Annotated in this window: 19 protein-coding genes; 7 read left to right on the forward strand and 12 right to left on the reverse strand. The window is 43.9% G+C overall.

Annotated features, from left to right (window positions below):
- Positions 1 to 142 precede the first annotated feature (142 nt).
- From QE357_RS21215 to hxlB, 4 genes are all read right to left on the reverse strand, one after another.
- Positions 143 to 1,750 carry a Na+/H+ antiporter gene (locus QE357_RS21215; protein ID WP_309712106.1) on the reverse strand — a complete coding sequence of 536 codons (1,608 nt, stop codon included), beginning with the start codon at positions 1,748 to 1,750 and terminating at the stop codon, positions 143 to 145.
- A gap of 62 nt (positions 1,751 to 1,812) precedes the next feature.
- Positions 1,813 to 2,877 (reverse strand): ketoacyl-ACP synthase III, encoded by a 1,065-nt coding sequence (locus QE357_RS21220; protein ID WP_309712108.1) that lies wholly within the window; start codon positions 2,875 to 2,877, stop codon positions 1,813 to 1,815.
- A 606-nt stretch (positions 2,878 to 3,483) separates the two neighbouring features.
- Positions 3,484 to 4,116, reverse strand: coding sequence for a 3-hexulose-6-phosphate synthase (gene hxlA / locus QE357_RS21225; RefSeq protein WP_309712111.1), 633 nt, complete (start codon positions 4,114 to 4,116; stop codon positions 3,484 to 3,486).
- A 34-nt stretch (positions 4,117 to 4,150) separates the two neighbouring features.
- Complete coding sequence (gene hxlB, locus QE357_RS21230) at positions 4,151 to 4,741, reverse strand: 6-phospho-3-hexuloisomerase (protein ID WP_309712115.1); 591 nt, start codon at positions 4,739 to 4,741, stop codon at positions 4,151 to 4,153.
- 127 nt (positions 4,742 to 4,868) lie between these two features.
- Here hxlB and QE357_RS21235 point away from each other — a divergent pair, with 127 nt between their 5' ends.
- Entirely contained in the window at positions 4,869 to 5,810 is a 942-nt protein-coding gene (locus tag QE357_RS21235) for an AraC family transcriptional regulator (RefSeq protein WP_307140574.1), read from the forward strand.
- 49 nt (positions 5,811 to 5,859) lie between these two features.
- On the opposite strand, the gene QE357_RS21240 is transcribed toward QE357_RS21235, so the two are convergent.
- Both QE357_RS21240 and QE357_RS21245 read right to left on the reverse strand, forming a co-directional pair.
- Entirely contained in the window at positions 5,860 to 8,568 is a 2,709-nt protein-coding gene (locus QE357_RS21240; RefSeq protein WP_309712119.1) for a hypothetical protein, read from the reverse strand.
- Between the two features lie 388 nt (positions 8,569 to 8,956).
- The gene (locus QE357_RS21245) at positions 8,957 to 9,682 is read right to left on the reverse strand and encodes a GLPGLI family protein (RefSeq protein WP_309712122.1); all 726 of its coding nucleotides are present in this window, start codon (positions 9,680 to 9,682) and stop codon (positions 8,957 to 8,959) included.
- A gap of 950 nt (positions 9,683 to 10,632) precedes the next feature.
- On the opposite strand from QE357_RS21245, the gene QE357_RS21250 reads away from it, so the two are divergent.
- Both QE357_RS21250 and QE357_RS21255 read left to right on the forward strand, forming a co-directional pair.
- Positions 10,633 to 12,147 (forward strand): FAD/NAD(P)-binding protein, encoded by a 1,515-nt coding sequence (locus tag QE357_RS21250; RefSeq protein WP_309712124.1) that lies wholly within the window; start codon positions 10,633 to 10,635, stop codon positions 12,145 to 12,147.
- 3 nt (positions 12,148 to 12,150) lie between these two features.
- A complete protein-coding gene (locus tag QE357_RS21255) occupies positions 12,151 to 13,068 on the forward strand; it encodes an AEC family transporter (RefSeq protein ID WP_309712126.1) in 918 nt (305 codons plus the stop codon).
- A 142-nt stretch (positions 13,069 to 13,210) separates the two neighbouring features.
- On the opposite strand, the gene QE357_RS21260 is transcribed toward QE357_RS21255, so the two are convergent.
- The 5 genes from QE357_RS21260 to QE357_RS21280 form a co-directional block, all read right to left on the reverse strand.
- Positions 13,211 to 15,826 carry a glucosidase gene (locus tag QE357_RS21260; protein ID WP_309712129.1) on the reverse strand — a complete coding sequence of 872 codons (2,616 nt, stop codon included), beginning with the start codon at positions 15,824 to 15,826 and terminating at the stop codon, positions 13,211 to 13,213.
- 183 nt (positions 15,827 to 16,009) lie between these two features.
- Complete coding sequence (locus QE357_RS21265; protein WP_307140567.1) at positions 16,010 to 16,456, reverse strand: response regulator; 447 nt, start codon at positions 16,454 to 16,456, stop codon at positions 16,010 to 16,012.
- A gap of 159 nt (positions 16,457 to 16,615) precedes the next feature.
- Positions 16,616 to 18,964 (reverse strand): ATP-binding protein, encoded by a 2,349-nt coding sequence (locus QE357_RS21270; RefSeq protein ID WP_309712133.1) that lies wholly within the window; start codon positions 18,962 to 18,964, stop codon positions 16,616 to 16,618.
- A 156-nt stretch (positions 18,965 to 19,120) separates the two neighbouring features.
- The gene (locus QE357_RS21275; protein ID WP_309712136.1) at positions 19,121 to 19,477 is read right to left on the reverse strand and encodes a hypothetical protein; all 357 of its coding nucleotides are present in this window, start codon (positions 19,475 to 19,477) and stop codon (positions 19,121 to 19,123) included.
- A gap of 529 nt (positions 19,478 to 20,006) precedes the next feature.
- Positions 20,007 to 20,432 carry a response regulator gene (locus QE357_RS21280; RefSeq protein ID WP_307140564.1) on the reverse strand — a complete coding sequence of 142 codons (426 nt, stop codon included), beginning with the start codon at positions 20,430 to 20,432 and terminating at the stop codon, positions 20,007 to 20,009.
- 466 nt (positions 20,433 to 20,898) lie between these two features.
- Here QE357_RS21280 and QE357_RS21285 point away from each other — a divergent pair, with 466 nt between their 5' ends.
- The 4 genes from QE357_RS21285 to arsB are packed head-to-tail and all read left to right on the forward strand — an operon-like array spanning position 20,899 to position 23,351.
- Positions 20,899 to 21,228 (forward strand): helix-turn-helix transcriptional regulator, encoded by a 330-nt coding sequence (locus QE357_RS21285; RefSeq protein WP_307140563.1) that lies wholly within the window; start codon positions 20,899 to 20,901, stop codon positions 21,226 to 21,228.
- 54 nt (positions 21,229 to 21,282) lie between these two features.
- Positions 21,283 to 21,840 (forward strand): DUF6428 family protein, encoded by a 558-nt coding sequence (locus QE357_RS21290; RefSeq protein ID WP_309712140.1) that lies wholly within the window; start codon positions 21,283 to 21,285, stop codon positions 21,838 to 21,840.
- A gap of 12 nt (positions 21,841 to 21,852) precedes the next feature.
- The gene (locus QE357_RS21295; RefSeq protein WP_309712143.1) at positions 21,853 to 22,263 is read left to right on the forward strand and encodes an arsenate reductase ArsC; all 411 of its coding nucleotides are present in this window, start codon (positions 21,853 to 21,855) and stop codon (positions 22,261 to 22,263) included.
- Positions 22,264 to 22,289: 26 nt separating this feature from the next.
- Entirely contained in the window at positions 22,290 to 23,351 is a 1,062-nt protein-coding gene (gene arsB, locus QE357_RS21300) for an ACR3 family arsenite efflux transporter (protein WP_309712315.1), read from the forward strand.
- Positions 23,352 to 23,540: 189 nt separating this feature from the next.
- Here the strand turns inward: arsB and QE357_RS21305 are convergent, their stop codons facing one another.
- Entirely contained in the window at positions 23,541 to 25,517 is a 1,977-nt protein-coding gene (locus QE357_RS21305; protein ID WP_309712146.1) for an FAD-dependent oxidoreductase, read from the reverse strand.
- Position 25,518: the final 1 nt, after the last annotated feature.

Below are 25,518 nucleotides of genomic sequence, written 5' to 3' on the forward strand. Positions count from 1 at the left end.
CTGATGCTATTCTTTGGGTTAGTAGAAAACGGGGGCCCTACGTAAACGTAAAACCAGACATTCCTTGCTTCGATCAGATGTTCGAAGCAAGGAATGTCTGGTTTTACATAACCTTACCAGTTATACGTCAAAGTTAAATGTGCTATTTGCGTGACCAGCGAGCCTGCTCGTAATCGAGTTCCTTTTCTTTAGCCCGAAGAATGTCGTCATCAAATCGATTCTGTTTTTTGATTCGCCCCAGCCCCTGCCTTCTTACTTCAATGAGTTCAAGCATGACTTTCCGATAAAGATCCTGAACGGTTACCAAGCCAGAACCCTGATCCTTAGAAAGTAAGGTCTTTTGCGTTACAAAAAGATAAGAAACGAGCTGGGCCTGGATCCGCTCAATGGCCTCGTACTCCTCAATTTCGTAACTATAATGAGCTTCCAGATGCTCAAGTGATAGCTGGTTCAGTTCCAGGCGTAACGATTCGATTTGTTTTTGAGCCGGAATTTGCTCGGCGGTCTCCTGAATGCCCAGCCATTTGATTACTAAGGGCAACGTCAGTCCCTGCAACACAAGCGTGATTAGAATGACTACGAACGTAAGAAATAGAATTAGATTTCGGTGCGGGAAGGCTGTTGTTTCATCCGCCAAAGTCAGAGGGATCGCCAGGGCCGAAGCCAGTGATACCACGCCCCGCATCCCAGCCCAGCCAATGAGAAAGGAAAATTTTAGTCCTGGGTGAGGTTCCAGAGATGATTTATTCGTAGAGAGAAATTGAGCTACAAAAAAGGATATGTAAACCAAAACGATACGAATACCGATAACTAAGGCACTGATTAGCAAGGAATAATAAATGACCTCTCCTACCGTATATTCTTCTAACCCCTGCACAATCAGGGGTAATTGAAGTCCAATGATGGTAAAGACGAATCCATTGAGCAGGAAACCGACCGTAGCCCATACTTCCCGGGTTTGCTGGCGGGTTTGGTAATTAAGAAAAGTACTGGAACGAGCCGATAATAACAAGCCTCCGCTAACTACCGCCATAACGCCTGACCAGTGGAACTGCTCTGCTACGAGATACATGAGATACGGAGCAATTAAGGTGATCGGGGTAATGATACGCGAAGTTCCGCCCCAATACCGCATGATTCCGTAGAGTACATAGGCAATGCTGACACCTACGAAAACGCCCATGACTGAAAGCACCACGAAATCGATAAGAGCCGCATGAAAGACAAAGTTTCCCGTTAACAGGGCTGCTAAAGCAAAGCGAAAGATGGTAAGCGAAGCCGCATCATTGACTAAGCTCTCGCCTTCCAGAATGGTTTGAGCTCGCTTGGGGACGTCCAGTCCCCGCAACACAGAAGTAGCAGCTATGGCATCCGGCGGCGAGATAATACCTCCCAGTAGAAAACCCAAAGACAGCGTGAATTCGGGAATCAGAGCCACTGAAAAATAGGCAATGGCCAGCGAAGTGACCAGAACCAGACCAAACCCTAAACTCAGGATGGATCTTTTCCACTTCCAAAGCTGCTGCCAAGAGGATTCCCAGGCGGCTTCGAAGAGCAGGGGAGGTAAAAATATTAAAAATACCAGGTCAGGATCAATAACAATCGCCGGAATTCCGGGAATAAAGCTGATGCCCAGACCTCCCATCACTAGAAAAATGGGATAAGCTATTTTTAAGCGTTGACTAATCAAATAGAGCAACGCCATGATAAAAAATAAGGTTATAATCAGTAATAGGTTTTCATGAATCATAAAGTAAGATTAAAGCCCTTGAAAAGTTCTGGTGGGGAATGCCCTCATCATGAAATTATCTTTTAGACCTGATACAGCACGGCATTGATATGCATGCCCGCTCCCACGGAGGCGAATAGAATAAGGTCATTGGATTGCAGACGGTAATCAGCCAATTCTCCGCTCATAACCTGATGCAGTAGCGTAGGAATCGTAGCCACGGAGCTATTGCCCATCCAGCCAATATTCATGGGCATTATTAAGGCGGGAGGCGTATGGCTATATAATTTGTAAAATTCGCGAAGAATGGCCTCATCCATTTTCTCGTTAGCCTGATGAATGAAGATCATTTTTAATTCATCAATGGATCTTCCACTCGCATCCAGGCATTTCTTCATCGCCTGAGGTACCTCCCGCAGAGCATATTCGTAGACTTTATGCCCTTGCATTTTAATAAAAACGGGAGCTTCTTCTGATCCATCATTGGCTTTACCTGAATAGATGTAAGAAGCTTCGGTTTGAGTATCCGAGCGGGCAATGCTGTGCAAAAGGCCACGTTCAGGAACCGTATCATTTTTAGTGAGTAAACAGGCTCCGGCCCCGTCGGCAAAAATCATAGAGTCCCGATCACTGCCATCCAGTACCCGGGATAACGTTTCCGTCCCAATCACCAGAACCCTTGAAGCAGATCCACTTCGAATGGCCTGATCCGCCTGCATCAGAGCTAAAAGCCATCCCGGACAGCCGAAAACAAGATCGTATGCAATGCAATAAGGGTTTTTAATACCTAAGCCCTGTTTAATACGGGAAGCTAGAGAAGGGACCTGATCCCGGGGAGCTCCTCGATAGGCCATATCTCCATAATTATGAGCTACTATAATTTGATCAATTAGTTCTGGGTTGGCCTGAGCGTGATGAAGAGCCTGTCTTCCGGCCTCCAGACCCATGAGCGATGCGGTAATGCCAGGAGCGGCATAACGACGCTGATGAATCCCCGTGATGGCCGAAAATTTCTTTAGCGTCGTTTCAATGGAATAAGCTAAAGGCGTTTGATCAGGATTGTAAAAGTGGGAAGAAAGAAAGGCGTCGTTGGTAACCGCAAGTGTCGGGATATAGGCACCAGTGCCTGCAATAAGGGATCGAATCATAAAAAGCATTTCTTAGTCCCTAAAAGCAATGGGCAGGAGGAGCGTCAGAAAAGGTTAGCGATGAAATAACAGAAGTTCGATCCTGGAAAAGTCTCCACTGAAGTCGAACGCTGTATAGTAATATAGAAAAGAAGATAATCGGCCTATGCTCGATAGCTGTTCATCCGATTTAGATGAAAGGTAGGAAGAATAGAGGATAAATCCTAATTCCTTACGTGGAACATTGAATGTTTTTATTTAGGCAAAGACGTTGAACTTGCTATTCATCTTTGTTTGATCGAGTAGATGCGGTGCTTATAACGTTAACAAATGGACGGGTCATTACAGGTTCTAAAATTGGTGACAGATTATGCTATCTTGTAACTAAAGTTGCGTACGTTAGTTCGTCAGCGACTGTGTCGCGGATGCCGGAGAGAAGCTTCTGCGACGCTTAGGGTTACCAACGCTTTTTGATTGCGAATCCAGGTTATGAACTTGGGTATTAACGGAAGGGAGGAACCTGCCTTATTGCAGGAACGAGATGGAATCTTGCACCAGGGGTTCTTTCACACAGAAAGAGCCCAGCCTTATATTAAAGACTGGGCTCTTTCTCTACATTTAGATCCACTAAACGGCAACCATGGCCTCTTTGAGTGCTTTGGCTGCTGCTGCTGGGTCTTCAGCTCCATAGATAGCACCACCGGCCACAATAACATCCGCACCTGCGGCTACGACGTCTTTAATGGTATGAATGTTGACGCCACCAGCCACAGAAAAAGGAACTTTCGCTTCTTTCCCTTCACTGATTAATTTCTGAATAGAATAACCGGGCAGAGCTTGTTCATCTAATCCTGCGTGAAGTTCTACGAAAGCTACACCAAAGGCGGTAACTTCTTTAGCCCGCTGTACCCTGTCTTTTACGCCGATTGTATCTACTACAACTTTTTTTCCATGTTTTTCGGCGGCTTCTACCGCACCTTTAACCGTTGCATCATCAACCGTTCCCATCACCGTAACAAGATCTGCCCCGGCCTGAAATGCGATTTCTGCCTCTAAAAATCCGGTATCGGCAGTTTTCATATCTGCAAAAACTAATTTGTCAGGATGGGCCTCTTTCATAGCGGTTACCACCTTCAAACCTTCTGCTTTGATAAGAGGAGTTCCCAATTCGATGATGTCTACGTAAGGGGCTACTTTAGCGGCCAGGGCGAGAGCGTCTTGGGTAGTTAATAAATCTATTGCTACTTGTAATTTTGCCATTTTGACTTATTGTTAGGTTACTGATTAATTACAATTATTCCAGGTTAGCATGACGCTTCCAAAGAGTTTCGGCGGTCGAACCTTCAAGTTTCCACAATTCCATGAAAAGAGCGTCTCCGGTCAATAGTATGGACTGTTCAAATAGACTTCCTGCATATTGCTTCGATCGGCTGCCTTGGTGATCTTGTTTCTCGGCGGCGGGGAGTTGAAGGTGAGCGTCAGCAAGCTGAGCTAGTGTTGACGTAGTATTGGTCGTAATAGCAATAATTCGGGCCCCCACGGCCTTTGCTTTTTCGGCTGCCCTAAGGATGGATTCTGTACTACCAGAGCCGGAAGAAGCCCAAAGCAAGTCACCCGGCTGAATAGCCGGGGTGGTCGTATCGCCTACAAAATGGACCTTTAAACCTAAGTGCATCAAACGCATGGCAATAGATCGCATGGCGTATCCAGAGCGTCCTGCGGCCACTAAAAAAATAGCCTTCGCTTGGCTGATTTCATTCACGAACGGAGCAAATTCATCGAAATTAATCTGTTCGAACAGCCTGGTATTTTCCCAAATAATTTGTTCGTATCTCTCTCGAATATGGGCTCCCAAATCAGTTCCGGGTTCTATTGCTAAGTGCATATGGTATATCCGTTTATGGGCAGCAAAACTATAAAGTGACCCCCGCTCAGGAATTATACATTATTCTAGAATTGTTGGACAATTTGGAACATATTCATCTACTAATGCTTATTTTTAAGGACTCAAGATGGACTATTTCCGAATAGTCCTCCATTACTGGCAAAATATTCCATCTGAACTCAGAGCAATCAAATTGAAAAATATAGCGGAATCCCGGCTCTCAAATACCTTAGTGTACATGAGGAATTTGCACAACTGCCCACCGAGTTATTTAGAAGACCCGAGTAGAAAAGACTTCTTTGAGATTGTATGGTTAAAAAATGAAGATCCCCTTCACGATATCCGATCCAGTGACATCCAAGTTAAGGGCGACTGGGTATATTTAATTCCACCGTATCGAGTCCACCAGCTCAACAAAGCCGGCAAGAGTGGCGAATTATTGTCTTTTAAAAGAGAAGTGATTAGCGAAGAAGACAAGGAGTTTTTACTCGATATCTTTAAAATCTTTAATGTACAGGGAGAATTTTCATGTCTTAAGCTGGAAGAACCTATAGCCAGAGAACTGACCGCCGTTTTTCAGCTTATGAAGGATGAGTATCAGAAAGAAGCAGCAGACTTAATGATTCTTAAAGCGATACTACGGGTTTTTCTGCTCAAGCTAATTAAAGTGAAAGAGCAGGAATTCACCAACCATGATATTCATCAGAAAAGAGTTTTTGATTTTTTCACGCTTTTGGAGAGTAACTATTTACACGTTCGAAATACAGATTTTTACGCGGGAAAACTGGGCTTAAGTTCAAAACGGCTGAATCAGATCTTGAAAGACAAACTGGATAAGACCGGCATGCAACTCATCCATGACCGCATTATTCTGGAGGCCAAGCGGCTTATCATTCACAGTGATTGTACCATTAAGGAAATATCTTTTCAGCTGGGCTTTTCGGATCGTCCTTACTTCAGCCGCTTTTTTAAGAAGCAAACCGGACAAACTCCCGAGCAATTTCAAAAGCAGTCTCAAAGTCATCTTATTCAAAAGCGTAATACTTTATCAGATGACAGTACGATTTAGAGTATTTAGTAGCTTATTCAAAGCCAAACGGTAGTATATAAATAGTCAATCAAAACCGATACGTGGTTCGTAAAGCCAGATAACGTGGTTGCAGTCGGTAACTGAATTCGGTAAAGGAAAGAGGACTTAAAAAATTTGTAAAATAATAGCGGGTATCAAGTAGGTTCTGAGCAACTAGTTCTAGCTCGCACTTGGTGTTGGAAGGCTGATAACGTACACTGGCATCTGCCAGATAAAAGCTGGTGTTGGTGACACCACTCTTCCAGAACAGACCTTCGCCCCAGACCTGCATGCTCCATTTTTTACCAATCTTGCCCGTAATGAGCATACGCGGTTGTAGGAGCGTCGATTTCTGCGTCTCTTCACTGATGGATTTACTTCTCATTTGTTGATGATCCAGTGATAATTCTATATTGACCGGGCCATCGAATGCACTAATAAAGTTGGCTTTGTAACCCATTGATTGGAAGGGTAATAGTTGTACCTCGCTTTGGTTAATTACGGTAGGAAGCTGAGACAGCATTAGATTGCTAGTCAGCTGTAATTTAAAGTCGGCTTCAGCGAAATATTTATCAATAGAGGTGGTGAAGTGCCAGTCATAACGAGAACCCTTAAAAGGTATGAGCGTGTTGACTGAGAACAGGTCGTTAATCGTGTACCCATGAAGGGTGCCACCAGACTGAAGCTGATAGGAAATTTTACCTGAGGCTCTAAGGTACGACTTTGAGCTATTATGATGGAAACCTAGCTCAGCCCGGGAAGTCTCTACGGGACGAAACGCCAGCAATCCCTTAGTTAATGACCGATAGGAGCTCAGTAAGTAGCCATCCCACAGGCTTTCCACTGGGGGTAACCGTAATTCACGGGCCAAGAGCAGACTTAAATACTGATGGCTAGCAGTCGTATGATAACTCAAATGCACCTGCCCCGTTGGTTGTAACCGATCTGATTGGATATACGTATTTCGGACATGTTCCCGAAAGGTAATCGAATAATAAGGCCATCTGCCCTTAAGATCGAAATGCCAATGCTCTCTCTGATGTTTGAACTCAACTAAGGGTACGATTAGCCATTGCCGGTAATCTCCCCGATTTGACCATGAGGAATCCGCCAGGGGATGTTCGTTTAGCGAAAAGCGGGAATCAAACGTATCCTGCTGGAGGTGTGTCTCTATTCCGGCTTTCCAATAAATAGAAGGCTTATTAATGATGTTTTTACCTCGGGATCCCTTCCAGATGACACTCGACTGCCACTGCTGGCTACGGTAATTGATTCGATGAAGTAACAGGGGAATGCCTGTCGAATCCGAGCGATTAAACGAAGCATACCGCCGGCTCCCAAAGGTAGCTTGCAGCGGCTGCGAACGGAATCTATACTGGCTACTAGCAACCAGAGCGTTCCGGTTATTGAGCTTATGAACCCACTCTACCTGATGGGCCTGTTGCTGCGTACGAATGCTGCTTTGCAGATGGAGGCGTTCTGATAAGGTACGGTTGAAGGAATGAATGAAGTTTCGTTGCGGATTGTCCTGACTTGACACGTCCGATAGCCAGCGGATGGAATGCCTAGCTCCAGGGGTATAATCCAGTCGTAAGCGTCCATTTATTTCACGGGGCTTTTCAAATTGCCAGGTCGAATCACGATACTCAACCTGGCTGTTAGGTAACAAGTTTACATTACGCATGACGGATTCCGCCCATTGCTGATCCTGCCAGCCACTGCCTTCCAGTTTGAGCTTCAGTTGTTTCGAAAGTTTAACATTGACATCCGTTCCCAGCAAGGCTCCTTTGTTGAAAAGAAATCGTTTGCGAGCTACATTAAAAGGCGTGGTAATGCCCAGCCCTACACCTTGATTCATTTGAGGGGTCAGCAGCGGTGTCAGACTCTGAAAAGCATCATCCTCATTATACCAGCGTGCCGTAGGAACGAGTAATTCACGGCCTACGTTATTGGCACTACCAATCAGACCTAGCTTGGTCGGGCCTTTTAGAGAGAACAAGCTTCCGTTCAAACTCCCCCTTTCGAGTGTACCTAGTTCCGCAGTCGCATTTCCCATCAGCTTCGTTTTTCGATGAGCTTTAACTTCGAGATTCAGAACGGGCTCATCGGATTGCTCAATGCCTCGAAGTAAAGGGTTTTCTGTATAATTGCTAATGGCCTGTATTTTGTCAATCAGATCAGCGGACAGATTCTTGGTAAGCAAGGTATAATTCTGACTAAATAACTCCTGTCCATCCAGAAAAATCTTTTTGATTAGTCGGTTATTGTAGAACAGTTTTCCTTCCGAGTTCATTCGCAAACCAGGCAATCGTTTCAGTAAATCTTCCACGGTTCGTTCAGTTCCATTGGCAAAGGCTTTGGCGTCGAATTCCAGCGTATCGCCTTTGACATGGATGGGAGGACGTGTTTGAGCTATTTTTACTTCTCCCAACTCAGTAGCCTGCGGTTTCATTGAAATGAGGTAAGGAGCCACCCATTCCGCACCCGATAATTGAACAGAAGCGTATCCCATCGCACGAACACGAAGCAAAAAATTCCGATTGATGCTATTTTCCAGCATTAGCGAAAACACTCCCTCCATATTACTACGGGTATATTGAAGGAAAATAGTATCTTTTGGTGTAACCCGATAAACCATAACTATTGCCGAGGCAATAGGCTTTCCCTGATCATCCTGCGTTTTTCCAGTCTGTGCTGTTGTAAAAAGAGGTAAATAGCAAAATCCTACAATCAGAATAAGAAGTATAAAAGCTTTCATGGACGAATAGGCAGATCAATGATTACCAAGAGGAACTTCATTAACTTAATGACGTTCCTTATTGAATTCATGGGTACTTTAATAAGAAGCTATATTGATCCAAACCTTTTGTTGTTATTAATCAAAATATCTTCTTTTATAGTAGTTGATAGTTTGTAATCTTCAGTTGATAGCTAACGTTTTATGACTAAACAATAAGTAACTCATTAAGCATATTTGTTTTTTAGTCTGTAATCATAAATACCCTTACCGTAATTTCATTGATAATTGCTATTTTTAACAACTCTTTTGTTGAATTATAAAAATATATTTTTTATAATAAAAGTGTATCAATATTTAGGCATTAAACAAATACTACAAACTATATAACTATGAAATTTTCTCTATCTTACTTCTTATCATTTTCTAACTGAAACGGATAAATATCAATACTTGGAATACTTAGCTTATGGGTGACGCTTATATTTTCCCCTAATGTAGAAGTAGTATTATCTATTTTCATATGTCTTTTAATACTTTCTTCAAGTATCTTTTCGAATTTTTTAGAACTAACATTATCAGGATTACCAAAATTGTAAATATCACGTACGACTACCGAAGAATCCCTAAATTCAAGCTTATCTATCACTATTTTTACTTTGTTATCCTTTGAATGAGCGTCCAGAATGAGACCGGGCAATCCATATAATTTCCAGGGGCCGTCTTCTAATGCTAGGTCTGGAGCAAACCAAACTTCATATTCCCGACCTCTAATGGTGGCATAGGCCGCATTACATTTCCATTTCCCAATCATCCGCTCCTTATTGGAAATTTCCCAGGGAATCGCTACCAAGCTATCTTCTACAAAGTAATTTTTATCGAACGTAGGTTCAGGAGCAATCATACGTTTACGAGTAAAATCCTTGATTATTCCATAAGGCTCATAATCGATAGAAGGATTATTAATCATTACAAATTCAGATTGATTTTTATTAAACCTTAATTCGTATGTTGATACTCCATATTGATTAGATTGAGGGTTGTATAGCATTTCAAGACGATAGGTTGCCACACCGGATACCACTTGAGCTACAGCTTGCTGAGTTAACAATACTAGAAAAAGAAAGTACCGCATATGAACAGGAAGGATTAGGTTAAAGTAAGTAGTTAATCGTTTTTAGCAGTTGATTGATAGTTAATATTTTAAAACTGAACCATAGGTCATTAAATAATGACAAGAACTTATGAAACTAGCTGAATACATTTGTAAAATTTTTACAAGGTGCATGAATATATTTTCTCAACACGTTGTATACTAAATTTAAATGCTATAAAATATACTATTTCAACCAGATAAATATTTTGATACAAGTGTAAAATATGCAAAATAAAAAAGCAAACTATTTTTTATTTTTAAAACAATTTAACAAATACGATATATGAATTTAAATAAGTAAACATATTGAACTCATATTTTATTAAGTGTATTCTTATGGCGACTAGATGATAGTATTCATTCAAGTCTATAATGTATAAATGATAGTATACAAATAGATTTAGTCTGCTATCGACATCTATACCTTTCTTAATTATACATTGATTAATATTTGTACACCAACAACCTATGTAATTCAAATAATCTATCTTTCTTAAGCATGATTCCTACAAACAAACATCAATAGTATTCAGCATTATTAGCATATAGTGTAATGTTCATCACATAAAGTATAAGAGATTATTTATTTTAAAATATTTTATTTAATAGCCCAATTAGGATAAATAAAATCCTATTACTAATCGGCTATTTTATGGCCTGTGCCTATGTAAATGCAAGCGTTGAAATCGAATGGCCTAAAGCTGATTATTTACTAGAGCCGATAGCGTTTTCAAGGTAGTAACCCTAAGTATTTCTCGATTTCCTTAACAAATAACCTCTTCCCCACTCTCCCAGTAACCACACCCCACTCACTGGAACACTTTTATACCCTTCTAGGAAAGGTGTTCAATGGATATACATAGGTAAAATTTGGTACTATGAATCCACAGTTCGCTTTTCAATACTCACTATAACTACTTAAAATCGGTATGAGTCCACAACCCCGGCAAACCGTTGCCATTATTGGGGCTGGTGCCAGCGGCGTGAGCTGTCTGATCCAGCTTGTATTTAAACAAATCATCCGTCGTTCCTCTACTCCCCTTTCTCTCTTACTTTTTGAACGCAAGGAAGAATTCGGCCCGGGCTTAGCCTATGGCACAGGTCAGGAAGGTCATTTACTCAACACCAAGGCCGGACTGATGGGAATCATGCCCGGTGAGCGTCAGCACTTTGTTTCCTGGATGCAGGCCCATCGGGCCATGATTGAAAAAGAATACCCTGACGTAGACATTCATGAAAATGCGTACCCACCCCGAATGCTGTACGGAAGTTATGTCAAGGACATGCTGGAAACTTATACCCAACTGGCCAAAGAACACGGTATTACCATCGAAAAGGTGGCGGAAGAAATCACGGATCTTGATTTCACTGAAGATAAAATCCTGCACCTCACCACTTCCGGGGGTCAGGTCTTTACCAGTCATTATGCCATTTTAGCGACGGGGAACCCCACTCCTTCGGCTTTTCAGGAGTTTGAAAAGTTACCCTCTTTTCTCATGTCGCCCTGGCCCACGAGTATTCTTCTAGAAACCATTCACGACAAAACGGCCTCGGTAGGTATCGTTGGCAGTAGCCTCACGGCTATCGATGCGTTGATTACACTTACCAACAACGGGCATAGGGGGCCTATCCATTTTTTTTCCAAAACAGGACAACTCCCCCGCGTACAGTCTCCTACTGAAGTAGGGGTTGATCGCAAACATTTAACGCTTTCCAATATACGTAAACTAATTCGAGAGCAGACCAGAACTCTGCGGGTGAAGGATCTTATTCGTTTGTTTCGAAAGGAAGCCGAAGAACAATTGGGTTATAGTCCCGACTGGTCGCGGGACGAACGAAGCGAAAAGGATGCCCTGACGCTATTACAAGAGGACATCGTGCTGGCTCGGGAGGGGAGTAGCGTATTTCAGAATATCCTTTACGACATGCGGGAAGAGATTTATGACATCTGGCAATTGTTGCCCGTAGACCAGAAACAGTTGTTTGCCAAATGGATCAATCCTTTCTTCAGCATCAATCGTCATGCCATTCCACTTGCAAATGGAGAAAAAATGGCCCAACTATTTGAATCCGGGCAGGTTCGTATGATAGGTCTTAGCGAAGACATTACCTGGGATGGGAAAAAGTTCTTATTACATCAGCAGGACGGCTCCGTGAGTGACGTAGATTTCGTGATTAATGCCTCAGGACCCGCTACAAAAATTGAACAAATGACCGATCAGCCGCTCCTGCAAGCGTTGCTGGAAAAAGGATACATTCAGGCCTACGGAGCGGGTGGACTAGTGGTTAATCTTCAAACGCTTCAGGTAAAGTCCGAGCGGAAAGATCTGCCGCTTTATGCCTTAGGCCAACCCCTGTCTGGCATTCAACATGAAGTGAATTCACTGTGGTTCAATGTGGAACAGGCAGACTTACTTACCAATCATCTGCTTGAACATTTGTAGCCCATGGACATCATAAAAGAGTTACTTAGCAAAGTATTACCCCTGTATGGCTTCATCATTTTTGGGTTTTTCGCGGCCCGAAAATGGAATTTGAAAAGCAAATGGATTTCTAAAGTTCTACTCTACGGATTAATCCCGCTCGTTATTATTGAGAATCTTCTCAAAGCCGATCTGTCAGAAACGGCAGTGGTCGGAGCCATGGTTTTTCTGTTGGCGGCACTGATGAATATTCCCGCCCTAGTAGCCAGTCGGTGGATTGCCCCGGATATGAATAAGAACATGCTTCAGTGCAGTTATTCCTATTACAACATTGGCTGGTTTGGCATTCCCGTTGTGATGGCCCTGTTTGGTGAAGCTCAGATGCCGCTGATTATCAGTGCGTACGTAGGTAATGCCTTGTATGGGGATACGGTTTGTTACTATCTGATGTCGAAAACCAATGATGAGTCACCGGGGAAAGCCTTAGCCAACGTTTTTAAAATTCCGGCTATTTATGCCTGTATTCTCGCCATCGTTTTAAATGTGATGGAGGTAAAGTTTCCCGAAAATTTAGAAATCGCCGGAGACGTAGTAAGCTGGACCATCTCTACTTTAGGAATGTTATTGATTGGCATTACGTTGGAAGGCATTGATTTTAAGGAAGTAGCCTATGCTGTTTTCGCTAAACTACTGGCCATAAGATACGTAGCGGGAGCAGCTATTCTACTAGGCCTGGTTTTTCTGGAGAAAGGATTGATTGGAAAGCTGGATGAAGATCAGTCCAATCTGATGATTCTTCTGGTGAGCTTTCCCATTGCCGCTAACTTAGTGGTATTTGCCACCAATCTGGATACGGAAAAAGAAAACTCTGCCTTAATGGTAGGACTGTCTTCCATTGCTTCGCTCCTACTGGTTCCTTTACTTGCTCTGGTTTTGTTTTAGGAAACCTGGCTATTTTCAGTAGCGTTCCTGTTATTAGTTACTTCTATCTATACTAGCATAAACACTTAATATCAATACATTAAACAGCATTAGCTACTTATTTACTAATGCCCTGCGGGTCTTCGCAGGGCATTAGTCGTATTTATAGACGGGTAATCAGAGCCGTCCAGCCAGTCTGGTGACTGGCTCCTAACCCCCGAGAGGTATCCCCGTCAAAATGTTCGTAGTACAGGATCAGATCTTTGAAATGAGGATCTTCTGCGTAAATGGTATCCTTTCCATAACAAGGTCTCAAACCCTTTTCGTCGGGGCGGAACGCATGCCACAGTCGGGCGGACAGAAAAGCAGCAGCATCTTTCAGATTCCCCTGATTGTCACTACCTGTTGGTAAGGCTACCTGTACCTGATCCTGGTAATAATTCCCAAATTCTTCCAGCGATTTCACAATGAAGAAATTGAAAGGAAACCAAACCGGGCCTCGCCAGTTCGAATTACCGCCAAACATGTTCGAGTCGGACTCACCAGGCGTATATTGGATTTCTTTATGCTCACCCGCAATCTCCATGGCAAACGGTTCCCGGTAGGCAGCCGATAAAGATCGAATGCCCCCTGGAGCCAGAAATTCGTCTTCTGAGAACAGGAATGAGCTCAACCTTTCCAATTGTTTGGCCGAAAGCAAAGCAAAAAGTAACGATTCCCGTTCAGGATTATCATTGATGACACAGTAACAGGGATTATCAGAAGCCGTATGCTGGAGATACTCCTGCACTTTCTCGTAAAAAGTGGGTAACTTCTGAATATGCTCCCGTTCGACGGTCATCACGGCAAAAAGGTTAGCTAGTCCAACCAGCGAACGCAGGGGAATGGTTAGCTTTTCTCCGCTGGGTAAGTGTAAGATATCGTAAGCAAAGCCATTATCACTGTCTGGGTTATCATCGTCAATCCAGAGTTTAGCGATGTTTTCCAGAGCTTTGCTGATGTGCAGGTATTGATCGAAATAATAACAGCTCAGGGGTTCATAAATTTCGGGTTTTTCCTGAGCCAGCTCTAAAGCAATTCGCATCATCGAGAGGGTGTAAGCCGCTACCCAGGCAGTAGCATCCGCCTGATCCAGTGTTCCTCCAGCCGGTATGTCTTCGCTTCGATCAAACAGGCTAATGTTGTCCAGCCCCAGAAAACCACCCTGAAACAGGCCATCTTCTACCCCACTGGCGTGATTGATCCACCATTCATAATTGGGTCGCAGGCGGTCGAACATGACGGATAAAAATTCATAATCTTTTCGTCCCGTAAACTCCAGCTCCTGTTTGTAAAAAACCCAACTGATGGCGGCCCGTAACGGCGGGTTATTATCCGAAAAATTCCATTCGTAGGCGGGCAAACGTCCGTCTGGAGACTGATAGCGGGGATCGGCATGCAGGTATAACTGTTGCTTTGCAAATTCCAGGTCAATGCTTTCCACGGCAATCGACTGGAAAGCCTGATCCCAGGCCGCAAACCAGGGATACTCCCATTTATCAGGCATAATCATGATGTGTTCGGCATTCAGGTGCTGCCAGTCTGAGTTACGCCCACTCCAGCGTTCACTCGGAGGAATGGGCTGTCCGACATCCCCTTCCAGCCAGCGACGTACATCGTAGTGATAGTATTGTTTGGACCACAGAAGGCCAGCCCAGGCTTGCCGCTTGATGCGGGTATCGTCTTCCGTAAGCCCTTCGGTCAGAGGGGCATAAAAGGCATCTGCTTCCTCGGCCCGTTGATTAAAAACGGCCTCAAAATCCTCTCCTAAATCGGCATTTTCGTTGCTGCTTAACCGCAAACGAACTTCTCTGGATTCGCCTGCTCCCAGTGTAATGACATAGACAGGAGCGGCCTTGGTTCCCGTCGGTTGTTGTGAAAACGGTTCATAGTGGCTAGTCGTAACCGCGTCATGAAAAGCATCCTTTATGAATGGAGATGGGTTAGGATGGTTAAAGACTCGCTCGGTATTGGTTTCGTTTTCCGTCATTAACACGTGCTGGGCCGAGTCGAAGGTAAAGTGATACGTACCTAAACGCTGATGCGAAGCCCGAAGCTGCTGATCATTCACGCGTTCAATGACGGGTTTTTCATCTTCTATGTGAAAAGCCCAGCGATTCCGAAACCAGAGTGTGGGTAACAAATGCAGGGTAGCTTCCTGACCGCCCCGATTATGCACGACGATTCGGATCAGTATGTCCTGGGTGTCATTTTTAGCATAGGAAACTTCTACATCAAAGTAAGCCCGGTCCTTAAAAATACCCGTATCAAGTAATTCAAATTCAGGATCATGCGGACTACGATTGGCGTTCTCTTCAACCAGTTGTTCGTACGGGAAAGCGGCCTGTGGGTACTTGTACAACATCCGCATATGACTATGCGTAGGCGTGTTGTCGAGGTAATAATACAATTCCTTTACATCTTCACCGTGATTCCCCTGCTCATTGGAAAGGCCAAACATGCGTTCTTTCAAATAAGGATCTTTGCCATTCCACAGCGACAAGGCAAAACACAGCGTCTGGGTTTCGTCAGAAATGCCCGCTAATCCGTCTTCGCCCCAACGGTACACCCGCATACGGGCGTGATCGTGGGGAAAAGAATCCCAGGCTTCTCCTTCGGCGGAGTAATCTTCGCGAACCGTTCCCCATTGCCGCTCACTTAAATAAGGACCCCATTCATACCAGTTTTCTTCATTAGACCATTGCTTGGCCAACCGGTCTTGTTCCAGATTTTGATTCATGTAATTAAGTATTAATTGTGCAGGTAGTTTATAGTGTATTAACTCAAAATGAATGCTTTTTGAAGGGCGTTCAAAAGGGTAAACGTAATGGATTTTGATGAGCAGGACATACCTCACTTACCAGACCAGGGAAAGTGTGGCTAGTGACGCCAATGGCAAAACAAGTGGGTACATTCCGGTGGATTACCTGACATCCGAACGATTGGGATGCTGACAATCGGACCAGTAACGAATGACCGAATCAAGCTGTCTTTTGAATTTTTCCAGATCGGGACTTTTCTCGAAAAAGCCCTGAATGGTTAAATGGTAGGCTTCCTCAAGTTCTCTTTTGAAGATGGGGTGAGAAAAGAAAACAAATGGAATGGCCTTGGTTCTGATATCATCGTCTTTATCCAACTGTCTTCTCAATTCCATGCCCGTCATACCACTCAGGTGGACTTCAGAGATAATCAAAAAGGGTTGTAAGCTTTTGCTTTCTAAAGCAACAAGTAAATCTTCTCCTTTCGCAAAAAAACGAAGCTGAAGGTACGGGGCTATTTCACTCAGAACGTCTTCATAAATATGTTGATCGTCTTCGTCATCTTCTAAGATAACTAAGGGGTGGGTGTCAAAAGAAAAAGGCTGAGTCATTTTCAAGGGTATAAATAATGGTGTTTTATATCCCCTACAAAAACCATGCAAGCCCTGTTATTTTTACTCAATGACTAACCTTGCCTACCTGGCTTTATTGAAGAAAACCCAGAGCAAAGAAGGGTATATCAATCACTTTCACCAGAAGTATCGCTATTCTTAAACGGGCAGATAAAGTTCAAACAAAGCTCCTTCTCCGAGTTCACTTTCCGCAGTAATGATTCCCCCGTGGTTCAAAGCTACTTTCTGGCAGATGGCCAGCCCTATGCCCGAGCCTTTAAACTCCGCTTTACCGTGGAGTCTTTGAAACACCCCAAAAATGCGTTCTACGTATTTTTTTTCAAAACCTACCCCATTATCCTGAATACTGATGCGGTAATAGCCACTGTTTTTCAACGAAAGTCCGTCAGGAAGTTCATTGGCCTTCAGCGTTCGACAACGAATACGAATCAAAGGCTTCTGGCTTTGCCCATTCAAATCTTTACTACTGAATTTCAAGGCATTAGAGACCAGATTTTGCCAAAGCTGTTCAAGCTGGAGGGAATCCCCCAGCACGGTAGGCAGCAGGTCTATGGTAAGCTCCGCCCCGGTCTCTTCCAGTGAAACGGCCAGGTTCTCCTGAACTCGTTCGAGAATTCGGTTCAGGTTAACGGATTTAAGCACGGGTGAAGCGTTTGAGATACGGGAAAAGGCTAACAAATCCGTTACCAATTCACTCATCCGGGTGGCCGATTGGCGAATACGGTCCACATACATTTCATTCAGTACCTGCTCCCGTTCATAGTATTTTACCAACAGATCGCTGAACTGCCGGATTTTACGGAGCGGTTCCTGTAAATCGTGGCTGGCAATAAAAGCAAACTGCTCCAGACTTTCGTTGGAGCGACTCAGGTGCTCGTTGGTTTGCACGAGTGCCTCGTTACTTACCTGCAACTTTTGATTAGAGGTGGCCAGCTCCCGGGTTCGTTCCTGTACACTGGTTTCCAGTTTGTGCTGCATGAGTCGCTCAGCCGTTACCTCTCTAACGAAGCCCCGAATTTGAACGGCCTGGCCTTTCTCATTAAACTGGGTATGTCCCAACGCATAAAAGATAAGCTTTTGCCGACTCTGCGGATGTCTGATTTCCAGTTCAATTTCAAATTTTCCGGAGGAAGTATCCCGAACGGCAGCCAGATAGGCTCTTCTAAGCTGGGAAACTTGCGAAGACAAAGCCAAAATTTGTTCAAATGTCAACGCAGAGGTCATGCCTATCCAGGTGCTCACGGCGGGAGAAAACATAACAATCCGCTCCCTAATATGCATGACCCAGGTACCTAACTGAGCCAGATCCACGGCGTTCTGAAGCGATTGGCTTGACTGTTCAATTCGTTTCTGAAGCTTTATCTGGGACGTGACGTCAATAGAAAAACATAGCACGCCGTAACTTTGGCCATTCTTGTCCACTAAGGGAGCGTAACAAACGTCAAAAAACTTATGCTGAGTCAATCCTTTTTCCACAATCAGGGCGGGCAACGCTTTTTGCTCATACACCTGCTGGGTAGTATACACTTCTTTCAGTAATGCTAAAAAAGGCTGCCCCTCAATCTCCGGCATTACTTCTACTAGAGGCTTATTTAATACGTTAGGGCCTTTTCCGGCAATTTCGATAAAGGCTTTATTAACGGTGGAAAGCGTGAAATCTGGTCCTATCAGACGGGCAATGGAAACCGGAGCCAACTGAATCACGTGCTCAAGCTTAGCCTTTTGAGTTTCCAGCTCTTTTCGCATCTGCACTTGTAGCGTCACGTCAGTGGTGATGATTAAAAGCGTTGCGTAGCGACTGAGATCTGAATTCCACTGAGGCTGATACGATACATCAACGTAGGCAGGCTGTTGAGGAGAACTTCGCCTGATTTCCACCTCTGACACCCGGTACGCGGTTCCAGTGGCAAGTGCCTGTTGCAGGCGTTCCTTCTGTTCCAAGCTTTCAAGTTCGGGCATTGCCATAGCGATAGGCATTCCCAAAAGCTGATCTGGCGTTTTTTCCTTCAATTTTGCAAAAGAGGCATTGACTTTTATAAAATGAAGGTCTTTTCCATCAAGTAAAGCGAGGCCGATGGGCGAATAATCGAGCCAATCAAAGAGAGAAGGCCATTCCCCCGAGTTGTTTGGATCAGCGGGTTTGGCTACCACCTGAATCACTCCTCTTCCTATGTTTCTTTCCGCTTCCTTCGTCACACTCCCCCAAAGTCGTACCCAGGAAGGAGCTGGTCTGCTGATCTGAAACGTAAGGTCAATCTTCGGCCGATCCGGTAACGTTTGAAAGGCTTCATTCACCTCATTTTGATTAATAGAATGAATATCTTTTATAAACGTTTCGAAATCACTTTCTGCTGGTTTATCTAATAACTGCTGAGCAAACGTGTCCAGATAAAGCGTTTGAGTAGACGAATCCAGTTGCCAGGTTCCTAGCCCGGCGGCTTGTAAAGCTAGGTTACTAGATAAAGGTAGAGCAGACGAATCAGACATAAAGCAATAGAAATATACTGGGATTGGAATAATGTACTAACTCCTGTAAGCTAGTAAAAGTTAAGGATTAGTGAATTTTACCTGAGTCAGTCGCTTTGGCGTCAGTACGATGGTAACCTTGAAATTTTTTAATCATCATAACTTCTCTGGTTTGATTTATAAATGTTCAAGCAGCCCTAGCAGGTAAGGCAACTTAGGGTCGGGGCTATTGCTTAAAAGTGTGCTGACGTGGGAACTATATAAACGGGTTAGCCGATAATTAGTAGGTGTGCCGAGTCCTTTCTGAATAATCTGCTCGGCCTCAAGCCGCTCAATCAGAGCCTGTAATAAGGTAATTTCCAACATAGGCTGCGTTTTGGCAAGCAGATAAAGCCATTGATCAAACGTAAACCTGCGTTTAGACCCCAAGCGATAAGATAAAAAACAGAGGCTATAAAAGATTAGGGGATCTTCCAGATGATCCAGCAAATTAATCCATTGTTGTCCTTGAAGGGGCGTGGAAGCAGTAGGCATGAGAGAATGACTGTAGGAATGGCGGTGTTAGAAGATGGTATAGTTCCTTTTCTACCCATGCATGCTACTTTAACAAACCTTCACTGATATTGTTTTGTACCTATCTCGCCTCCAGTAACAAGCCCTTAGCTATCGTCCTTTCTACTTAACGAACTGAATTTTACTTATAGTAAACTTTTAAGCCAAAATCTAAATAGGAATGATTTACTACAGCTGGATACCTTATCCACCTACTCGAAAAGGGGGGTTAACGTTTCTATAGTTAATGTTACAGGAGAGATGATTTGTAAAAAATCACAAGTACATTAAATCGCTTGAAAGGTATGCTATCTGAATGTCAGTCTATTACCTATCCTTCTATTTGTTTTCTTGCTAAAGAAAAATGTGTCCAACACTCTTAATCCTGACTTTACGAAAAGAATAGAACATTTGAACTTTAAATGGCAAAGCCTAACCAATGATTTCAATTGGGTAACGAAAACGAAGATACTTGTAACGAAGTAACCCTATTTTATCTAATCACATGTATCTAAGTTAAATTAGGCAGGCTAACGTGTCTTCCCCAAAACGAACAGATTGTATGCCAGAGCTCAATAATGGACGTATATCCTTCTGGTTTAGGGATAAAAGCATTCACTCCTCGCTGATAGGCCTCATTAATAAGCTCTGGACGATTGTGAATCGAAAACATCAGAATAGGAATGGCTTTCCATTCGGATTCTTTCAATTGTTCCATCATTTCAAAGCCGCTCATGCCGGGTAAGTCGTAGTCCAGCAGGATAACGTGGGGGATCAGGTCTTTTGCCTTTAAAAAGGTTAAAGCATTTTCAGCCGTTTCTATACATACATAGTGACAGCTAATGTTGCTGCGTTTATGACCTCTTTCTAATAATTCAATATAGTCTTTATCATCCTCGACTACTAAAATTAATGGTGTTGTGATCGATGGGTTCATGGCTTTATGCTTTTTAAGTCATTGCTAGTGAAAGATGTATTCCAGGCATTTACTTAAACTCAACAAACCCAGCTATTACCAGGCCTGCCTGATCAGGATTCGCCAGCTACCAGAGGTAATTGTATTTAGGTTAAAATATTGATAAGCAAATATTTACTTATCTGAAATTTTAAAATACATACTCAGTAAAAATAGTCATTTGTTAATTTTAACTAAAAATAATCTTTAGTCATAGATAGTATTTTTTTGTATTGACTCACATTCCTCTCTCCTGTACTTGTACATTTCTGAGGAATCTGGTATGTACTTACCAACTTATCTTTTGCTTTCTTTGATCGTGGTCATGAAAAACTTGTTCCTACTCGGGGAGGAACCATGATTATTTAACACTTACAGCAAAGCTAATTAAGTATTAAATAATCATCGCAATATTGCGATTGATTTAAATTCATTTTAATTTCGCCTCATGGGAGTTACGAAAACGGAAAGTTTTACCGCCGAACAAAACCGGATTGCTGATCTGGCAAAAGCCTTTTCGCATCCCGCTCGGGTGGCCATTCTACAAATGCTGGCTGCTAAAAAAGCATGTGTTTGTGGAGATTTGGTAGATGAATTGAACTTGGCTCAGGCAACCGTTTCCCAGCACCTCAAAGAACTCAAACGCATTGGTATTATTCAGGGGGAAATTAATCCACCCCGTGTTTGCTACTGCATTAACCCAGAGGTATGGAAGGAAGCTAAGCAAGTCTTTGGAGGCCTGTTAGGACCCATTACTGAGGTTTCCTGCTGCAGCTAGTGCAGCTTTTTTTTGAATGAATTCATCGTAATAATACAATAAACCGATAAAACTATGACGAACCAAACCAGTCCTATGACTTGGCAGGTGTTTAAAAGTACATTGGAAGCTCATCCGAACTTGCACCTAGCTTTTGAGTATCAATCGGGGGAACAGGTGGATGCTTCGTTTCATATTACAGAGATTAAGCAAGCTCCCATAGTATCCGTTGATTGTGGAGGACAAATGAACAGCTGGACGGAAGTCATTGTGCAGCTTTGGGAACCACCCGTAAAAGAGGCTGAACGTTCCATGACGGTGAGCAAAGCCCTTAAGATTGTAAATCTCGTTGAGAAGTCCCTACCGCTGAATCCTCTAGCCATAGTTAAAATTGAGTTTGGCAATTCTATGTTTGACACCTGCCAAATGTATCCCGGTGAGTTTTCCATCACCTCTGAATACTTTACCGTTCTTCTTGTGGCAGATTTTACGCAATGCAAAGCCCTGAGCCGTAACGAAGCTTGTGGTGTAACGGCATCGGATTCGTCGTGCTGTGGTACCGCTACTGAAAAACCAGCTTTAGAAATTGTAGCCGAAGCAGCTACCCGTAAACCCAATTCTCTTTGTTGTTAACGATTCATTCCTATGAAAAAGATTCTAGTGTTATGTACGGGGAATTCAGCCCGTAGCCAATTAGCTGAAGCTTATCTACAATTCTTTGCTGGAGACCGGGCTCAGGTATACAGTGCCGGAGTAGATCCGAAAGGAGTAAACCCAGTGGCTATTCAGGTAATGGCCGAAGATGGAATTGATATTTCTCATCACACGTCTAACCATGCCGATGAATATACCGGAATGGCCTTCGATTACGTCATTACGGTTTGCGATCATGCCCGGGAACAGTGTCCTTATTTTCCATCCGCCGGGCAAATGATCCATCAAAGCTTTTCTGATCCCGGACACACCGAAGGAGAAGATCTGGTCACTTCTTTCCGCCGGGTGCGAGATGAAATCAAAGCCTATAGCCAGGCCTTCGTTCAAAAAAACCTGTCTTAGTGTACCAAAACTGTAGTAATGTGAGCGTGATAACTGTAGAACCATCAAAATCTAAAAAAAGGCTTTCCTTTCTGGATCGTTATTTGACGCTCTGGATTTTCCTGGCGATGCTGGTAGGGGTATCGTTAGGTTACTTCTTCCCAACTGCACCTGAGTTCGTCCATCAGTTTAGTACTGGGTCGACGAATGTACCCTTAGCCATGGGCCTAATCCTGATGATGTATCCTCCTCTGGCAAAAGTTCGCTACCGGGAACTCCCCCTAGTAGTTGAAAACACCCGCCTTTTACTGCTATCACTGGTGCAAAACTGGATCATTGGGCCTTTATTGATGTTTGGGTTGGCGGTTGTGTTCTTACCCGATAAACCCGAATACATGACGGGCTTGATTATGATCGGCATTGCTCGCTGCATTGCAATGGTGATTGTGTGGAATGATCTAGCCGGGGGTGACCGGGTGTATGCCGCCGGATTAGTGGCTTTTAATAGCATTTTCCAGGTACTCTTTTACTCGGTCTATGCCTATGTATTTGTTACCTTACTGCCGCCCTTATTCGGATTACAAGGCTTTGATGTTGCTATTACGATCGGTGAAGTAGCTCAGAGTGTATTTATCTATCTAGGCATTCCATTCCTTCTAGGCATTACCTCGCGGGAAGTACTCAGCCGGGCATTCGGCCCGCATTGGTACGAAACCAAATTTTTACCCACTATTAGCCCAGTTACCCTACTTGCCTTATTGTTTACGATTGTGGTAATGTTTAGCCTGAAAGGACAGTTGATCGTAAGCATTCCCTTCGACGTAGTTCGCATCGCTATTCCACTTACCGCCTATTTCGCGATCATGTTCTTTTCTGCCTTTTACCTTTCCAGGAAAGCGGGAGCTGATTACCCTAAATCGACTTCACTAGCCTTTACTGCCGCAGGCAATAACTTCGAACTGGGGATTGCGGTGGCTATTGCTGTCTTTGGTATCCATTCAGGAGCTGCTTTTGCCGCTGTGATTGGACCACTGATCGAAGTGCCCGTATTAATCCTGATGGTAGCGTTTGCTCGTCGGCAGCAGCGTAAGTTTAATTCAGGCTTCTGATGTTTTTAAGAATAGTTAGTATATGCTTAGGTTCTATCAACCCGATTACTCCTACGCTAGTATTCTGCTAGGCAGCATGTTAGGTTCAGAAAACAAAGCATTGCCCCGGTCTATGGGGGAAGGGCACGAACGAAGTAATAAAAGGAGAAAGGCCGAAGAAAGTCAATTTCTTCGGCCTTTCTCCTTTTATTACTTCGCCTGTACAAACTGAACGGCATCCGCTACTACCGCTCCATCCGCTTTCTCATTGGTAATTTCGACGTATGCTTTTTTACCCGCCGGTAGTTTAAAGGTTCCCAGCGGAATCCAGGCACCGGAGGTCTGACCTTCGACGATAACTTGCTCTTTATTGAGATGAACCGTTTGCATCTGGCTGCCATCATATATCCGGAACACCGTTTGAGAACTGGCGTCTTTTCTTCGGGGCACGTATACATACACCTGATAAGCCTGAGTGGCAGGAAGTGTAGGCGTGAAGCGTACCGCAGCCGGAGCCTTAGACTGCGTACTTAACAGGGAATGAGCGTAAGACCCGGCTTTTTCCTGATTCCAGTCGCCCGTAATCTGAACGTCGCTGCTTTGAGCATCATCCACGACCACATCAGCAGCCGAACCATTTAGCAGCGGATCTTTGAGTAATAACTTTTGGATATTCCGGCCATCGATGGCCTGTACGGACGTTTTTCTGTCAATAGCCATACTCGCCGCAACGGCGGCAGACTGGCCCAGAACCATGAAAACGGGTTCCATGCGAATGGAGCCATAGGCAATGTGCGTAGCCGACATGCACACGGGAACGAGTAAATTGGTGCATTCGCTAGCTTTAGGAATCAGCGAACGGTAACTGATGGGATAAGGAGCAAAGCCGCCCACTTCTACATTTCCTTCGTTTTTGACCATTTGCTTGCCATCTTTTTCAATAACTATTCGCTGACAATTGTGCGAATCCATGGTATAGGCAGCGAGTCCTACGCCATCCGTAACGGTTTCTTTTCCTTCGCAATTGGCCTGCGTCATGACGTAATCCCCTACCATTCTTCGGGCTTCGCGGATGTAAAGCTGAGGCGACCAGTGGTTGTTATCGGTATATTCATCTTTGGGGTAACCCCATTGCTGCATCTGTTCCCGAATGGATTCCGATACACGGGGGTCATTCCCAATAAAATATAAAAGACCCTTGGTGTAATTTTCGTGCTGACGAATAATCTCCGCCCGTTTTTCGTAGGAAGCTTCGGGATATTCATAATTCATCCCAATCATGTCGGTAGAAAAGCCGTTTCTATTGTTAATATCCGTCTTTTCATTGGGCATGTTGCTCCAGATAAATCCATCGTTCAGCGTCTTCCAGGGCTTTTTTTGCATCAGACGTAAGACCAGTTCATAACGGCTGGGGTCGTAATCTTCAGGCTTGGTAATGGCGACCCGGTTGTTTGGATTTTTGGTTAGACAGATTCGGTAGTTATAGGCTTGTACTTTCCTATCGCCCTCGCCCCTGGCCGCCAGTTTTTCAGGACTAATACCCCAGAGCAGGCCGCTTTCGGGTTTGCCTGGTTCTTTATAGGGGTCAATGCCATCGGGAAACTGGTGACCCTCTAAAAGCTGAACGCCGTTGTAAGTTTCTTTATAGTCGGCATTGGCTTCGCGTCCCACTCGGTAAGACACGCCCGCTTTCGCCATGAGGTCACCTTCGTAGGAACAATCCATAAACATTTTAGCCCGAATGCGTTGCGTTTGACCACCCGAAGCGGTCTCCAGCGTGATTTCTTCCAGCGTTGTTTTATTTTTTTTAGCCGATTGAATCCGGTACCCGTATAGTACTTCAACCTTGTCTTCTTTCACATACGTTTTATAGAGATCCTCGGCTACATGCGGCTCAAAAATCCATTGCTCAAAGGGACCATAATGCTGACCTAAACGTCGGTAAAAGTGAAGAGAAAGACCCGTAATGGCGTATTTATTACCAATATCCGTCAAACCTAATCCCCCCGAAGTCATCCCTCCTAGATGTTGACCGGGTTCGATGAGTAACACCGATTTACCCAAACGCTTGGCGGCTACAGCGGCCATTACCCCCCCTGACGTACCTCCGTAAATGCAGATATCGACCTGTTTCTGAGCGTATAAAAGGCTTGAACTGAGCAGAAAAAAAAGCGTAATAATTTTCATA

The sequence above is a fragment of the Siphonobacter sp. SORGH_AS_0500 genome, from assembly GCF_031453245.1.
Lineage (GTDB): Bacteria > Bacteroidota > Bacteroidia > Cytophagales > Spirosomataceae > Siphonobacter.